The sequence below is a fragment of the Candidatus Limnocylindrales bacterium genome, from assembly GCA_035559535.1.
Classification (GTDB): Bacteria; Moduliflexota; Moduliflexia; order Moduliflexales; family JAUQPW01; genus JAUQPW01.
Genome location: DATMBG010000043.1, coordinates 13,564 through 29,198 on the forward strand (window position 1 = coordinate 13,564; position 15,635 = coordinate 29,198).

The following is a 15,635-nucleotide window of genomic DNA, read 5'->3' on the forward strand; positions in this document are numbered from 1 at the left end:
CTGATCTCTCCCCTTCCTGCACAGGGAAGGGGAGTCGGAGGAGCTGGCTACAAAAAAGATACCCTTGAAAGCCTTCCTGTCCTCCCCAATGGAGAGGCCTTATGCTTATATATTTATCAGCGCAAGACCTGTCTCCTCATCGTATTTACGTTGTAGATATGCCGGTGATTCAACGATCATAACCTCAAGGGTAGGCCACACCCTGGCCTCCAGAATATGACCTCCATGGGCTGTACCATCGGACTTCCCAACCACCCCGTGGGCGTGAATCTTGGGTTCACCATCCTTAAGGGAAATATCTCCTATCAAGGAAAGCACCTCGACCTGTTCCCGGATGGGAATCTTTTTGTATTCTTTACTTTCCCGGCTGAAATAGCCTAAAATGGCTTCACTGAACGCACCGATAGCCGTGAAATGGCTTGCTTTCAGCTTCTGACTCCTGGCAAAGTTTAGCAAGCCGGACATAAGCTCATCCCCCTTATCAAATATAACGGCAAAGGTTCTTTCATCCTGATCGTGGAGAAGTTTTGTCTTCATAGGTACCTCCTTTTTTATTTTTCTAATACTAGTTTCAAAATGAACATCTTCCTCTTTAAATGAACTCTCTCACTTTATCCTACAATACCGTAAAGGCAATCTTTCCCCGGTTAGGAGTACCTCGAACCAGCGATTCAGCAAACTTAGCGGCCTACTCCTTGGCGTAAAGCCTCCATAATTCCGTTGATTCCGTCACCGGGCGGACCAAAGATAACTTCAACCCCCAGTCGTAAAGGGTATCTATCAATATATCTGCTGCAGTGTTTGACATGATTTATTCCTCCCTCTTAAATTTAAATGGGATAACTCCGTTATGGGTTAGAGCCTCTTTTGAAGGATTCTGTAAATGGCTCTTTGAAACCTCTGAGTTTGAATTTACATTTTTTTCATATTATATCAAATTTTTTGATAAATCAGGTATTTTGTGAGGAACTGGGAAATGGGAAAAGTCTCCTTCCGCTTCAAAATTCTCTTTACATTAGGAAGGTTTTATCCTAAGAAAGGATAAAAAGGAGAGACCCATGGAGAGACTTGAAAACAAGATTGCCCTCGTTACGGGAGCAAGTAGGGGGATAGGAAAGGCCACAGCCCTGGCCTTGGGTTGTGAAGGAGCCCATGTGGTTGCCACCGCCCGTACCCTGGAAGCCCTGGAGGCCGTTGCAGATCAACTCAGGCAAATGGGACGGGAAGCCCTGGCGGTGGTGGCGGATCTGGGTGTTGAAAGGGACATTCACCATCTGGTTGAGGAGGCTCTCAGGAGATTCGGGCGTATTGATATCCTGGTTAACAATGCAGCCATTATTCATCCTCCCATCGATCTGGTAAACTTTGATAGCGATTTGTGGCGGAAAGTAATAGACGTAAACCTGACCGGGCCGGCTCTTCTCATCAAGGCCGTGTTACCGGGCATGATGAGAAATCGATTCGGCAAGATCATCAACATTTCCAGTATCGGGGGGCGAAGGGGTGGTAAAGGTCGTAGTGCCTATCGGGTAACAAAGGCCGGGTTGATTAGCCTGACCGAAAGTGTAGCCGCCGAAGTTAAACCATATGGAATCGATGTCAACTGTATCTGTCCGGGCGGTGTGGATACCGAAGGTTATCGGGAAGCCTTTGGGAGCAAAGGCCGGGAAGAAAACCCAAAATTGATGCGGCCTGAAGAGATCGCAGAGTTAGTGATCTTCCTGGCATCCGATGCCAGCTCGGCTATTACTGGTACGGCCATTGATGCATTCGGCGGGACGAATCCCCTGTTCGGGTAAAGGCCAAAGGGTTCAGATTAAGGTAAGACGAAGCGCTACTCCCGGCTCGGAAATTGAAGTAGAGGAAGAGGTTGAAAGGATCTTCTGGAGAAGAAGGAAAGCTGCTCCTGGAAAGTTTGGTTAAATTTAATGGGAGGTGCAACGAGGCCGAAGAAGATTTATTTTTTCTTTTAGGTAGGCTATATGGATAATATGGAACATCCTTTTTATTCCATCTATTCCCATGGATTCATTCGGGCAGCGGTTTGTATCCCCTTTGTCCGGGTAGCAGATCCCGAGTTTAATCTGGAGCGCACGCTGGGTCTTGCCCGCCGTGCTTCTGAGCTCCGTGCCGCAGTTGCGCTCTTCCCGGAGCTTGGACTTTCTGCTTACTCCAATGAAGACCTGTTTCACCAGGATGCCCTTCTTAAGGCAACCGAAGCGGCTCTGGTTCATTTTATAGAGGAAAGTCGAGAACTCACCCCTGTTCTGGTAGTGGGAGCTCCCCTTCGGTTTGAGGGAAAACTGTTCAATTGTGGGATTGTGATTTATCGGGGACGGATCCTCGGGATCGTACCCAAGGTCTACCTGCCGAATTACCGGGAGTTTTACGAAAAACGACAGTTTACTTCCGGGCGTAAGGCCGTGAGCCGGGAGGTACTTTTCCTGGGTGAATCCCTTCCCTTTGGGGACGATTTAGTATTCGATGCTGTTAACGTGGAAGGTTTTTCCTTACACGTGGAGATTTGTGAAGATGTATGGACGCCGATTCCTCCCAGCACCTATGCGGCCCTTGCCGGAGCCACCGTGCTGGTAAATTTATCCGCGAGTAATATTACGGTCGGCAAGGCCGAGTACCGCCGTAATTTATGTGCTTCGCAATCGGCCAGATGCATTGCAGCTTATTTATATTCTGCTGCGGGACCTGGAGAATCGACCACCGATCTGGCCTGGGATGGACATGCCTTGATCTATGAAAATAACGATCTTCTGGCTGAATCTAAGAGATTCTCAGATGAAGAGCAGATCATCCTTGCAGATATAGATCTGGAACGTTTGATCCAGGACCGGATGCGAATGACGAGTTTCAACGATACTGTTGGGGATCATCTGGAGCGGGTACGGACTATTCGCCACATCAGATTTGAGTTCCAGGTGCCCGAAGGTGCCAGCGAGTTGATGCGAAGGGTGGAACGTTTCCCCTATGTACCCAGTGATCCACAGGTACGCGACGAACGCTGCTTTGAGGTCTACAATATTCAGGTCCATGGCCTCATGAAGCGTCTAACCAGCGCAGGAATCGAAAAAATTGTGATTGGTGTGTCCGGCGGGCTGGACTCCACGCATGCCCTGATTGTTGCAGCCAAGACCATGGATCGATTGGGGCTGCCTCGGAAAAATATCCTGGGTTATACCATGCCCGGGTTTGCCACTAGCCATATCACCCGGACCAATGCCCATCGACTCATGGATGCATTGGGAGTCACCGCAGGAGAGATAGATATTCGTCCGTCGGCCATGCAGATGTTCCGTGACATTGGTCATCCCTTTGCAGAAGGGAAGCCGGTTTATGATATCACCTTCGAGAATGTCCAGGCCGGAGAGCGGACCTCCCATCTTTTTCGCCTGGCGAATTTACATAAGGCCCTTGTGGTCGGCACAGGGGATTTAAGCGAGCTGGCACTGGGATGGATGACATATGGGGTTGGGGATCACATGTCTCATTATAATGTGAACAGTTCGGTACCTAAAACCTTAATCCAGCATGTAATTCGCTGGGTTATTACTTCAGGGCAGTTTGATCCACAGACCGGTAACATCTTGCAATCGATCCTGGACACGGAAATCTCACCTGAATTGATTCCGGCCAAGGAAGGTCCCTCGGATCGGCCGGCTCAAAGTACCCAGGAGGTCATCGGACCCTATGAGTTGCAAGATTTTAACACCTATTACATCACCCGCTTTGGTTTCCGACCCAGCAAGGTGGCGTTCCTCGGTTATCATGCCTGGGGAGATAAAACTCGAGGTATCTGGCCGGATTTGATCCCACCCGAGAAACGCACCCAATACGATTTACCAACTATCAAGAAGTGGTTGGAAGTTTTCCTTTACCGCTTCTTTAAAATCAGTCAATTCAAGCGCACGGCCATTCCCAACGGTCCAAAGGTCGGTTCCGGTGGATCACTCTCCCCACGGGGTGATTGGCGGGCACCCAGTGATTCTGAAGCGACAGTCTGGCTGGAGGAATTACGTCGTAACGTACCGGGGTAGAGGGTCTATGAAGACCCAAATGTATACCCCCAGGTTATTCACCAAAGGTTACCGATTTCGTGGTAAAGTGGTCTGTTCAGACTCATGGCCGGTTTTTCCTCTCGTATCTGACCCCTGGTCTGTTGGTGCTGGATTGTGGATATGGCCCTGGCTCCATCACTTTGAGCATGGCCCCCCTTGTCGCGCCGGGTAAAATCGTCGGGATCGATTTCGCATTCTCATAGATCGAGCCAGCAACTTCCGGTGCCGCCGACGCCGGAATCCATAATGCTGAGTTCCTCATGGCAGACTGTTGTTCTCTGCCCTTTGATGATGGGAGCTTCGATCGCGTCTTCAGCCACGCCCTCCTGGAGCACCCGATAATCTACTTAAAAGCCAAGCAAAACGAGGTAAAGAAAGTACTACCCTCCCTTTAAAAAAGGCTATGATTATTTCCGCTTTTGTTATCTTAATCTAAATGGCACTGACTTAAGGAACCTTCCACACCAGAGGGAGCTTACAACAGGGCACTCCCCGGATTCCTTCCTTGAAGGAATAGGGAAATGTCAGGAGCAAGAAGGTGCCTGAATCAACGGTATCGGTGCAGAACCTGGGAATGAGGAGAACAAACCCTTAAGTCAAGGCCTCTCATCTTGATCTTTAAACGGACAAACCCATGCATAGACGGGAGGGTGTTGTCAAGAAAAAACTCTTCACCATTAAGTATCTGGCTTGATTTATGAAAAACTCAGTCTGCTATTTAAAGTATCGGTTTATAAAGATTGGGCTTCAGGGTCTGTATCTTTTTTCTCTTTAAGATAGACGGTCCGGGTAGGAAAAGGAATTTCAATCCCTTCTTCTTTATATCGTCTATGCAATCTCTTGATAAATTCATGTTTAACCGGAAATTGGCTGGAGAATTCATTAACCAGCATTCTTACGGTGAAAAGAATCCCGGAATCCCCAAAGGTGTGATATCGGATAAGGGGTTCAAAATCGAGAACACCTCCGGCAACTTCTTTTACGGTTTCTTTCGCAACTTCAAGGGTTACTTTTTCGACCTTTTCAAGATCACTGTTGTAGCTCACTCCAACCTGCACGGGTACCCAGATCTTTTTCTCGGGAAGGTTATAATTTGTAATGATAGCCGAGGCAAATTTACTATTGGGAATAATAATGATGTTATTGGCGGGAAGAGGGGTAATAACGGTATTTCGCCAGTTCACATCGGTTACATAACCCTCATCACCGGTGTCCAGTTTTACATAATCCCCCGGTCTTACCTGTTTAGAAGCAATGATATGGAAACCTGCAAAAAGATTAGATAAGGTATCTTGAAGGGCAAGTGCAACGGCCAGACCACCAATCCCCAGGGCAGTTACTAAAGGGGTTATGGAAATGCCCAAGTTTTGAAGAATAATAAATACCCCGATAAGAATAATCAGTAACCTTACCACGTTGGCAAAGAGCGTGACACTAACAAAAAGGGATGTGGCCGGCAATCCACTTTCGGCTCTCTGGGAGAGAGAAGCTAAATACTTAGAATATTGGACTACCGGAGAGGAGGGAGGAGCCTCTCTACCTTCTGTCCTTTTGGCAAGCAAGCTGAGCAGACCTACCGCGATCCTGGATAAGAATATGGTTATTGAGAGGATGACCACCGCAACCAACACATCCTGGATAAATTTATGCACCTGAGGCCGCACGGAAATACTCAGAATAGCACCATAAATACCTGCACAGGTAAACCAGAGTATGGGCATACGGTGAAGTGAGGTCAGGACAATATCAACCAACTGCCAGCTTGTGTAGACGGTTACTTTTTTGAGAGTTTTGAGAACTATGACTTCAAAGAATATCCCCAGGAGAAGTCCTCCCAAAATAAAAATTATAGGTAAAATCCAATTGGTGATGTTAAGAGCTTCCATCATGGTTATATATTTTTAAGCAAATTTACACATCCTGTCGGGATGTGTACTTGGGTTACCATGGGCTCTCCTCAATATTTCTATAAACGAAATTAAAAGGAGAGCTTGCTTCTGGAGAATAAAAAGACACCTCCCGTGTAAAACTAAAATTTTTAAACTTTTACATCTCGAAGGTCCCTATAAAATTAGGAGCTACTTTGACTTCTAGCAGAAGTCCAGGAAGTGGTCAAGGAAATAAATGAAAAGCAGTTGTGACGACAATTTTAGGTTGACCTTTTCCTCTATCCACTGTAAAGTGGTTTTATGTTGTGGTTCGAGGGATGGGTTATTTTTTCAGGCATCTTTCAGGGAGGTTCTAAGCATGGGAGAACGATTGAAGGCAAAAGTAGCCATTGTAACCGGTGCGGGGTCTGTTGGGCCAGGATGGGGTAATGGAAAAGCCACAGCGGTTCTATTTGCCCGTGAAGGGGCGAAAGTAGTTGCCGTAGATATTAACCCGGCAGCGGCGGAGGAGACCAGGGACATTATTGTCCGAGAAGGGGGAGAATGTATCGTACAGGCAGGAGATGTCTCTAAAGCCGGAGATGTCCAGACGATCGTTGAGCGCTGCATGGAAAGTTATGGACATATCGATATTCTCCACAATAACGTGGGAATCGTAGAGGTAGGTGGGCCGGTTGAGACCAGCGAGGAAAGCTGGGATCGTGTCAATGCAATAAATCTTAAGAGTGTCTTTCTCACCTGTAAATATGTGCTTCCTTATATGGAGCGGCAGGGAAGTGGGGCCATTATTAATATCGCCTCCGTTGCTGGTATCCGCTGGCTGGGGGTTCCCTATATTTCTTATAGTGCCACAAAGGCAGGGGTTATTCAGCTAACCCAGGCTATAGCAGCCCAATATGCTTCTAAAAACATTCGCTGTAATTGTATATTACCCGGCTTCATCAATACCCCCATGATCCATAAAAGTTTAGCCCATGTCTATGCTCAAGGGGATATTCAGAAAATGATGGAAATTCGGAGTCGCCAATGCCCCATGGGAAGAATGGGGGATGCCTGGGACGTTGCCTACGCTGCCCTGTTTCTTGCTTCCGATGAAGCTAAGTACATTACGGGTATTCAACTTATTGTCGATGGGGGACTGTCCTGTACCTCGGTATCACCTTAACAGGGTCAGCGTCTTCACCAAAGGCTCAAACCAGCCGACAGGGAAGTGGTCTTCCCTGTATCTCATAAAGTACCGGCCAGTTTAGCAACAGCAGCCGAAGCGCCCTGTTCAATGGGTTCACCGTGGCCGAAAACGGCCTTTTCAAACTTCAGTGCTGCCAGCTTCTTAATACTCTCATTGGCTTGGGCCATGTTTGTGGTATACTGGGGATTCGAACCACTCAGTTTGTTGTTGATATTGGTCATTGCATCACCTACGATGAGGAGCAGGCCAACGGGGTCGAATACAGAGATATGGCCGGGTGTATGACCGGGGGTAGCACCGAATAAGGGCTATTTTCTTAGATATAAATTTTCAGATAAATGTTCCAAACCTTTCAGAATGCGCCTGGAGGGACTCGAACCCCCAACCCTCTGCTTAGAAGGCAGATGCTCTGTCCGGCTGAGCTACAGGCGCACATAAATCGGGGCGCCCGGATTTGAACCGGGGACCTCGTGCTCCCAAGGCACGCGCGCTAAACCAAACTGCGCTACGCCCCGTATTGGATCAAACTGCTCTACAATATAGGATAAATTTTGTATAAAAGTCAAGTCTGATTTTGGGATTAAATCAGAAGGTACTTTGCAAAGAGGATAAAATCTCCCGGATCTTCTTTAAAGCCCTGGCCCGATGGCTAATCTTATTTTTAATCTCCGGCTCCAGCTCGGCCATGGTTTTTTGATAGCCTTCTACGATAAAAATGGGATCATAGCCAAATCCACCGTCTCCCTGCTCTTTAAATCCAATACTCCCTTCACAGATTCCTTCCGCCGTTTTAACCTGACCTTCAGGAGTGGCAACGGCAACTACACAGACAAATCGAGCCGATCGATCGGAAACTCCTTTGAGAGACTCGAGGATAAGACGATTCTTTTCTGATTGAGGAAGGGATTTTCCACCGAATCTGGCTGAAAATAAGCCGGGAGCACCTCCCAAAGCCTTAACTTCCAGTCCGGAATCATCCGCCAAAGCCATAAGGCCTGTAAGTCTGGCAGCAGCTATCGCTTTTTTAGAGGCATTTTCTGCATAGGTTTGACCGTCTTCTTCCACCTCAAAGTCAGGGTAAAGCTCGGAGATGGGGATAACAACATAGTTTAACCCTTTCAAAATTTCCCGGATTTCCCGAATCTTGCCAGGATTTTGGGTAGCAACGACCAGCTTTAAAAAGTCCATTATTTTAACGCTTTGAGCATCGTTTTAAACTCTTCGGTTCCTGCCTTACCCAGTAACTCAAAAATCACTGTCTCGGTGCAGGTGATTAAAGCTCCTGCTTTTTCCATCTGGCGTAAGCCCGTTTCCCAACGATCCCGGGTCCTGGAACAGACTGCATCTTCCACAACTTGAACGCGATACCCATCCTGAAGGGCATCTAAAGCCGTCTGTAAGACACAAATATGGGTCTCCATACCCGTCAAAATAATCTGATCGACTTTGAGATCTTCCAGTTCTTTATTGAAGGCATCGGCCTGACAACAACTGAAGGTCATCTTTTCAATGGGGGTGATTTTGGGAATTTCAACCGTGATCTCGGGAACCGTCCGACCCAATCCTTTGGGATACTGTTCCGTAACCAGTATCGGTATGTTAAACAGCCTGGCCGCCTGGATTAATAATTTTATATTGTGAACTACCTGATCTTTATCTTTCATGATAGCGGCCAATCGTTCCTGCACATCGATAATGGCTAAGGCAGTATTTTCTCTGGTTACAATGAAAGGATGCCGCATTATTTAAAGGGTATGGGGGTGTGGGGGTTGGGAAAGTATGGGGGTGTGGGGGTGTGGGAGTATGGGAGTATAGAAGTATGGGGGTATGGTAGGGAAGTATGGAAGTATGGGAGTATAACCATTCTCTCACTTCCCCACTCCCACACTCCCATACTCCTACACCCCCATACTTTCTCACTTCCATACTCCTATACTCCCACACCCCCATACTTCCATACTCCCAAACCCTCACACCCCCACACCTCATTTCTTTAAATTAACCACTTGTACGGCCCTTGATAATATACTCTACCACGGAGGGATCTGCCAGGGTGGTGGTATCTCCTATCTGCTCAAATTCACCTTGGGCGATTTTGCGTAGGATCCGGCGCATGATTTTACCAGAACGGGTCTTAGGAAGACCCGGTGTAAATTGAATCACATCCGGCCTGGCAATAGGGCCTATTTCCTTTGCAACGTGGGCAATCAATTCCTTCTTTAGATCTTCACTGGGTTGGAATCCATCTTTTAAAGTGACGTAGGCATAAATACCCTGACCCTTGATTTCATGGGGATAACCAACGACGGCTGCCTCGGTAACCGATGGATGGGAAACCAGGGCACTTTCAACTTCGGCAGTACCTATCCGATGACCGGAGACATTGATAACGTCGTCCACACGACCCATCAACCAGAAGTAACCATCCTCATCCTTGCGGGCACCGTCCCCTGTAAAGTAGAGACCGGGGTACTGGCTGAAGTAGGTTTCTTTGAATCGTTCGTGCTGACCATAGACTGTACGCATGATTCCTGGCCAGGCTTCTTCGATGACCAGAAAACCTCCTTCGTTGATGTCCGCTTCAGAGCCATCCTGGCGAATAACCTTGGGTTTTACACCGAAGAAAGGACGGGTGGCCGAACCGGGCTTGAGGGGCGTTGCCCCGGGTAATGGAGAGATGAGAATGCCTCCGGTTTCCGTCTGCCACCAGGTATCTACGATGGGGCAGCGGCTTTTCCCAACGACGGTGTAGTACCACATCCAGGCTTCCGGGTTAATGGGCTCTCCTACCGTTCCCAAAATCCGGATACTGGAAAGATCGCAATTGTTTACCCAATGATCTCCCTTACCCATGAGGGTACGGATGGCCGTAGGAGCGGTATAAAACTGGGTCACTTTGTATTTATCCACGGTACGCCAGAAACGATCCGGATTGGGATAAACCGGCACACCTTCGAACATGGTCGTTGTGGCTCCGGCTGCAAGAGGACCGTAGACGATATAACTATGGCCTGTGACCCAACCGATATCTGCCGTACACCAGTAGATATCTCCGGGATGATAATCGAAAATGAGTTCAAAGGTCTTTTTGACGTAAAGGAGATAACCGGCCTGGGTATGAAGAACTCCTTTCGGTTTACCGGTGGAACCTGAAGTGTACAGGATGAAGAGAGGATCTTCGGAGTCCATAACCTCGGGCTGACAATAAGGCTCGGCCTTGGCCATCAGCTCGTCCCACCACAGGTCACGACCTTTAGTCATGGGGGTATTCTCCTTGTTACCCTGACGATCCACCACCACACACCGGGTTACCGTCACGCCATTCTTCTTGGCAGCTTCCATGGCTTCGTCGGCATTTTGCTTCATGGGGATGAACTTACCCCCGCGCATGGAAACATTGGAAGTAATCAAAAAAGTACAACCGGCATCGACGATACGATCGGCCAGGGAACTGGCTGAGAATCCACCAAAAACAACACTATGAATGGCTCCAATGCGGGCACAGGCAAGTAAAGCAATGGGCAATTGAGGAATCATAGGCAGGTAGATGGAAACCCGGTCCCCCTTTCTGACTCCCTGACTCTTCAAAACATTGGCAAATTTATTTACTTCATCATAAAGCTGCCGGTAGGTAAAGGTCTGATCACTCTGTTCATCATCGGATTCGAAGATAAGGGCAATCTGATCGGCTTTATCCTTGAGATGACGGTCCAGACAACTCTCGGTAACATTCAGCTTACCGTTCAGGAACCACTGGATTCGGGCGTTTACAAAATCATATTCCCGGACCTTGGTCCACTTTTCACGCCAAACAATCTCCTCGGCCCATTTACTCCAGAAACCTTCGGGATCCTCGATAGATTGTTTATACATCTGCTCATATTGTTCCATGCTTTTGATATAGGCTTTTTCACTGAGTTCCTTGGGGGGAAAGAATTTTCGTTGCTCACCTAACAGGGATTGGAATTTTTCTTTCTCGGCCATGAAGATTCCTCCTTTATACACAGAGCTTCTCACAAAGGTGCAAAGGACGCCCGGTCGAGGTGGAACCGTTTAGATCCTTTAATACCATTCCCCCGATGAGAATCTGGAAGTATCCATCGGTCTTGGCTTGAAACCCGGGGATTATCCCGCTTCCACCTGACCCTCTCTGCACCTTTACGAGAAATTAAATACACTAAAACCTCTTCTAGCAACTTATTATCTTTTGGTCAATGAAAACCTTCAATAAAAATTTTTCTTGCATCGGGCAATTATCCCTTTTAAAATGAATTCTATGGGTTTTAAAAAGACAGAAGCGTTTATAATCCGGTCTTTCGATATTAACGAGGCCGATAAAATCATTGTTTTTTATTCAAAATCCTTCGGTAAATTGAGGGGGATAGCCCGAGGGTCGAGAAAGTTGAAAAATCGGTTTGGAAGTAGTCTGGAGTTATTCACTCGGGTCCAGGTAAACCTCTTTGAAAAGGAAACTTATACCTTTCCTAACATCAGTCAGGCAGATATTATCGAGTCGTTTTCTGAACTGAGAGGAGATTTACGGAAACTCGCTTCAGCAGCCAGTCTGGTGGAGTTGGTAGATAAAGGTGTAGGTGAAAATGAAGAAAGTCCTCCGCTTTATGATTTAATCAGCCAGGCGTTGAGAGCGATGGTAGTATATCCCGAAGAGGAAATAGATAAGGTTCTTATAACCTTTGAAATTAAATTCCTGACCCTGTCCGGCTATAGCCCCGTTTTGGATCGGTGTGCGCAATGCCGAAACCCCTTAAATACCCCTCGGGTTTTATTCAGCTTATCTAAAGGAGGTGGCCTTTGTAAAGGATGTACCGGGGAAGGAAACCCGGTTTTTCCAACCTCCTTACAAGCACTTCAGATCTTAAAACAACTTTTGAAGATGGATTTAGAAAAATGCCCTCGACTTAAGATCTCTGAAGAGACTCAAAGGGAAATCAAGATGCTTTTAAGGAGATGGTTGGATTTCTATCTGGAGGTTCCTCTAAAGGCTCCAGAATTTTTAGATTCCATAAGAAGATTAACCCAAGGTTAGAAGTAATATTTGATTGACAGCGTATAGGGATTGTGATACCTTTAGAATAGGCCTTGACGATTTGGTAATAGGTTTATTCTTCAAAATTAAGGAGGTACCTGTATGCAAAAGGTAATCGATGATGAAAGATCCTATACCCATCCCTTTGACCCTCTGAGAGAATCTGAGTCCTCTGCCGGGAGTACTTATACCATCATTCATAATGGTAAGCGGGTTGAAGTACCCGAATCCATAAAGACCGTTGGCCAGCTCAAGGAATTTTTAGGAGTTCCGGAAGATTATACTGTTACGGAATATACCGGTAATTCTACTTCTAAGCTACTGACTGATAACTTTAGTACGGAGAAATTAAAAGGCGTAAAAATCGCCACCAATCCCCAAGTGATCTCGGGTTAAACAGCTTGATACTTATACGGTTAAAGACCCTCTATAGCGTTAACCTTTCAAAGGTCATAAACCTTTGAAAGGTTAATGTGGATTGTAAGGCTGTTGCACAGTCTTGAGGGGTTGTGCTGTGTTTAAACTGTTTAACTGGTATAAACAAAACGTTGAGGAGATCAATCGTCAGTATCTTGAATTGATTAGACTCATAGGTACCGAAGAGTGCTTCCGTTTTTCTCATCCCATTGAATTACCGGCGTACGAGACCAAAGGGATCTATGCCATGGCGGATGTACGTACTTCCAAAGATCAGAAGGGTTCTTATATCGAGGGGTTTGATTACATCTATCTCTATAACTGGAAATTGCCTGCGGAGTTGGCTCTTACCTGTGGAAAAGAAAGCCCAGTTACCCATGCACTGATAGAGCTACCGGTTACAGCCGGAAATAAGGGGGCCGTCAAAAATTACCTCATGCATATCGAAGAGGGGTTTAGCCGGCTTCTAGGGGAACATTATTTTCCTGCAACTTCTCGTCAGTCCCATCATGGAGACCTGGGATGGTGTTGGTCTTGTTTCCATGTCTATGCCGATGTGACCCTGGCGGAATATGTACGTGCAGCCTGGCATTGGTTCGCAAGACAGGCAGAGAAAACGAGAAAGAGATGGTGGTAGTGTGGTCCTTAAAATCTCAAGGGCCGATCTGGCTTTCCTTAAAAAGGCGCTTCGGTCACCAAAGGAAAAAGCTTACCTGGGTGCTGTATCTAAAGAATTTAAACTGATTGAAATTTTAAAAGATACGAAAATCCAGCATAACGGACTTTTCCATGTTGTTGTAGACCCAGAACAGTGTGGTTCTTACCTCCAGTGGGTCCACGCTCAAGGATATTATCTGTTCCTTTTTCATACCCATCCCCTTTCTAAAAGAGCCAGATACTCCAGAATAGATAATACTTATCATCCCCAACTGGCTCGATACGGATTCTACGATAAAGAGGGTAATTATATCCAAAACAATGCTCTTGTTCGACTGTTATTTTCACGTACAGAATATCAGGCCGGGATTTATTTAAAGGAAACCTATCAACCGGTAAGGATCAAAGTAGTGAACTAATACACGGTTTACATAGTTTTGGCTTAGCGTTTAAGGGGCCTTCACCCCCGACCCCTCTCCCACGCTGTGGGAGAAGGGCGTTGGAGAGTGAAGGCCGTCCTGGGAGGTCAAAATTAAGTAAATCGTGTACCGATCAACGCAGGGGTGTAAGGGTATAGAGATACGGAAACCAGGTAACAATGTTGCTACCTCCCCTTCTCTAGGCCCTTGCATCGAGATTAATTTGAATTTATTATTAGTTGGCCTTGGTGGAAATGGCTGGGCGCTGATGCGAAAATTAATGTCCTGGGAAAATATTGAGGTGGCCGTCATAGAACCCGATCAAATAGAATCCTCTAATCTCCCCAGGCTGATAGGCGCTACAGACCAACATGTGGGGTTTTATAAAACAGAAGCTTTCGAAGCCATATTCGGATATCGATTTCTGAAAAAAATTCAAAGTAAAGTCCAGGATTGCACGGAGAATTTTCAAGATTATGAGGTTATCGTTGCCTGTGTCGATAATAATGAAACCCGGCAATATCTGGCTATGGCTGGTCTTTACTTTAAGGTGCCCCTCTTTGACCTGGGGGCCGGAATCGTCATTCGAAATGGACAGGTCATCTTCAAGGGAGGCCAGATACGAATCCAACTCCCCGGAGAAGAATGCCTTTTCTGTATGGGGTTACCCTTACCCGTTTCCGACAGGAAAAAGGCTTTACGTCGAGCAGCCGGTTACCTGGATACCGGGGATCCCCAAGAAGAAATCCACCGGAATCGAGGAGAGGAAATTTTAGCTATCAACGAAGCTCTGGTTGCACTGGCTCTGCCGGAGATCTTAACTTATCTGGATAAGGGTACGGTAACCAGCAAATATATTCGATTAAACTTGATCCAGAACCAGCAGGAGTTTATTCAAACAACGATCGTGCCCAATTGTATTTGTCAGGTCGAGAAACAGAACAAGGTGTATATCTCATAGAAGTTAAAAGTCGGAAAATCAGAAACCGGGAGCCAGAAGTCAGAAGTTAAAAGCTTTTCCTTCCGACTCCGGACTCCTCTTCAGGATGACTTTTCAAGAGGTTATTCTAACACTCGAGCGATTCTGGGCTAATAAAGGGTGTATCCTCCTACAACCCTACGATATGGAAGTAGGAGCAGGAACCTGTCATCCGGCCACCCTGCTTCGATGCCTCGGTCCAGAACCCTGGAATGTGGCCTATGTACAACCGTCTCGTAGACCCACGGACGGTCGTTATGGGGAGAATCCCAATCGCCTCCAACACTATTACCAATATCAAGTCCTGATGAAACCCTCTCCACCTAATCTCCAGGACCTTTATTTGGAGAGTTTATTCAATCTGGGCATTGATCCCCTGGAACACGATATCCGGTTTGTGGAAGATGACTGGGAAAACCCAACCCTGGGAGCCTGGGGACTGGGTTGGGAGGTCTGGCTGGATGGGATGGAAATTACCCAGTTTACCTATTTTCAACAGGCGGGCGGCATCGATCTTTTCCCTATTTCGGGTGAAATTACCTACGGATTGGAACGTATCGCCATGTATTTACAAAAAGTTGATAATGTATTTGACTTAATATGGACGCCGGGTATTAAATATGGAGATGTTCATCATCAAGGTGAAGTGGAGTACTCCCGATATAATTTTGAAGTCGCCGATGTGGATATGCTGTTTCGCTTGTTTGAGATGTATGAGCGGGAAGCTCTGCGAGCTCTGGACAGAAAAATAGTTCTGGCCGCTTATGATTACTGTCTGAAATGCTCTCATACGTTCAATCTTCTGGAAGCAAGGGGAGCCATAAGTGTTACAGAACGAACCGGATTCATCGCGCGAGTTCGAAATATTACGAAAATGTGTGCCGAAGCTTACCTCAAACAACGGGAAGAAATGGGATTTCCTTTGTGTAAGTCGAAGGAAAAGCAGGTGGTTCATTAATCCCTTTCTC

At 46.7% G+C, this 15,635-nt stretch carries 14 protein-coding genes, 2 tRNA genes and 1 pseudogene; 9 read left to right on the top strand and 8 right to left on the bottom strand.

Annotated elements, in window-relative coordinates; translation table 11 throughout:
• Positions 1 to 105 precede the first annotated feature (105 nt).
• Positions 106 to 537 carry a PPC domain-containing DNA-binding protein gene (locus tag VNM22_15675; protein HWP48598.1) on the bottom strand — a complete coding sequence of 144 codons (432 nt, stop codon included), beginning with the start codon at positions 535 to 537 and terminating at the stop codon, positions 106 to 108.
• A 521-nt stretch (positions 538 to 1,058) separates the two neighbouring features.
• Here VNM22_15675 and VNM22_15680 point away from each other — a divergent pair.
• Together VNM22_15680 and VNM22_15685 are read left to right on the top strand one after the other, a co-directional pair.
• Positions 1,059 to 1,799, top strand: a complete 741-nt coding sequence (locus tag VNM22_15680) for an SDR family oxidoreductase (GenBank protein ID HWP48599.1) — start codon at positions 1,059 to 1,061, stop codon at positions 1,797 to 1,799.
• 183 nt (positions 1,800 to 1,982) lie between these two features.
• Positions 1,983 to 4,049 carry an NAD(+) synthase gene (locus VNM22_15685; GenBank protein ID HWP48600.1) on the top strand — a complete coding sequence of 689 codons (2,067 nt, stop codon included), beginning with the start codon at positions 1,983 to 1,985 and terminating at the stop codon, positions 4,047 to 4,049.
• Positions 4,050 to 4,801: 752 nt separating this feature from the next.
• On the opposite strand, the gene VNM22_15690 is transcribed toward VNM22_15685, so the two are convergent.
• Complete coding sequence (locus tag VNM22_15690; protein ID HWP48601.1) at positions 4,802 to 5,959, bottom strand: mechanosensitive ion channel family protein; 1,158 nt, start codon at positions 5,957 to 5,959, stop codon at positions 4,802 to 4,804.
• Positions 5,960 to 6,317: 358 nt separating this feature from the next.
• On the opposite strand from VNM22_15690, the gene VNM22_15695 reads away from it, so the two are divergent.
• Positions 6,318 to 7,124: an SDR family NAD(P)-dependent oxidoreductase gene (locus VNM22_15695; GenBank protein HWP48602.1), complete on the top strand. Its 807-nt coding sequence runs from the start codon at positions 6,318 to 6,320 to the stop codon at positions 7,122 to 7,124.
• A gap of 62 nt (positions 7,125 to 7,186) precedes the next feature.
• On the opposite strand, the pseudogene VNM22_15700 reads toward VNM22_15695, so the two are convergent.
• From VNM22_15700 to acs, 6 genes and pseudogenes are all read right to left on the bottom strand, one after another.
• Positions 7,187 to 7,438: pseudogene (locus tag VNM22_15700) on the bottom strand (MBL fold metallo-hydrolase).
• A 68-nt stretch (positions 7,439 to 7,506) separates the two neighbouring features.
• Positions 7,507 to 7,580, bottom strand: a tRNA-Arg gene (locus VNM22_15705).
• 7 nt (positions 7,581 to 7,587) lie between these two features.
• Positions 7,588 to 7,663, bottom strand: a tRNA-Pro gene (locus tag VNM22_15710).
• Between the two features lie 70 nt (positions 7,664 to 7,733).
• Positions 7,734 to 8,336, bottom strand: a complete 603-nt coding sequence (locus tag VNM22_15715; GenBank protein ID HWP48603.1) for an XTP/dITP diphosphatase — start codon at positions 8,334 to 8,336, stop codon at positions 7,734 to 7,736.
• Complete coding sequence (locus tag VNM22_15720) at positions 8,336 to 8,890, bottom strand: hydrolase (GenBank protein ID HWP48604.1); 555 nt, start codon at positions 8,888 to 8,890, stop codon at positions 8,336 to 8,338. The genes VNM22_15715 and VNM22_15720 overlap by 1 nt, the downstream gene beginning before the upstream one ends.
• Positions 8,891 to 9,146: 256 nt before the next feature.
• Complete coding sequence (gene acs / locus VNM22_15725) at positions 9,147 to 11,132, bottom strand: acetate--CoA ligase (GenBank protein ID HWP48605.1); 1,986 nt, start codon at positions 11,130 to 11,132, stop codon at positions 9,147 to 9,149.
• Between the two features lie 292 nt (positions 11,133 to 11,424).
• On the opposite strand from acs, the gene recO reads away from it, so the two are divergent.
• The 6 genes from recO to glyQ all read left to right on the top strand — a co-directional run bounded on the left by recO (position 11,425) and on the right by glyQ (position 15,625).
• Positions 11,425 to 12,195 carry a DNA repair protein RecO gene (recO, locus tag VNM22_15730; GenBank protein HWP48606.1) on the top strand — a complete coding sequence of 257 codons (771 nt, stop codon included), beginning with the start codon at positions 11,425 to 11,427 and terminating at the stop codon, positions 12,193 to 12,195.
• A 102-nt stretch (positions 12,196 to 12,297) separates the two neighbouring features.
• Positions 12,298 to 12,591, top strand: coding sequence for a hypothetical protein (locus VNM22_15735; protein ID HWP48607.1), 294 nt, complete (start codon positions 12,298 to 12,300; stop codon positions 12,589 to 12,591).
• 118 nt (positions 12,592 to 12,709) lie between these two features.
• Complete coding sequence (locus tag VNM22_15740) at positions 12,710 to 13,249, top strand: hypothetical protein (protein ID HWP48608.1); 540 nt, start codon at positions 12,710 to 12,712, stop codon at positions 13,247 to 13,249.
• Position 13,250: 1 nt separating this feature from the next.
• Positions 13,251 to 13,688, top strand: coding sequence for a hypothetical protein (locus tag VNM22_15745; GenBank protein ID HWP48609.1), 438 nt, complete (start codon positions 13,251 to 13,253; stop codon positions 13,686 to 13,688).
• A gap of 223 nt (positions 13,689 to 13,911) precedes the next feature.
• Positions 13,912 to 14,649, top strand: coding sequence for a ThiF family adenylyltransferase (locus VNM22_15750; GenBank protein HWP48610.1), 738 nt, complete (start codon positions 13,912 to 13,914; stop codon positions 14,647 to 14,649).
• An 85-nt stretch (positions 14,650 to 14,734) separates the two neighbouring features.
• A complete protein-coding gene (glyQ, locus tag VNM22_15755; protein ID HWP48611.1) occupies positions 14,735 to 15,625 on the top strand; it encodes a glycine--tRNA ligase subunit alpha in 891 nt (296 codons plus the stop codon).
• The last annotated feature ends 10 nt before the right edge of the window (positions 15,626 to 15,635 follow it).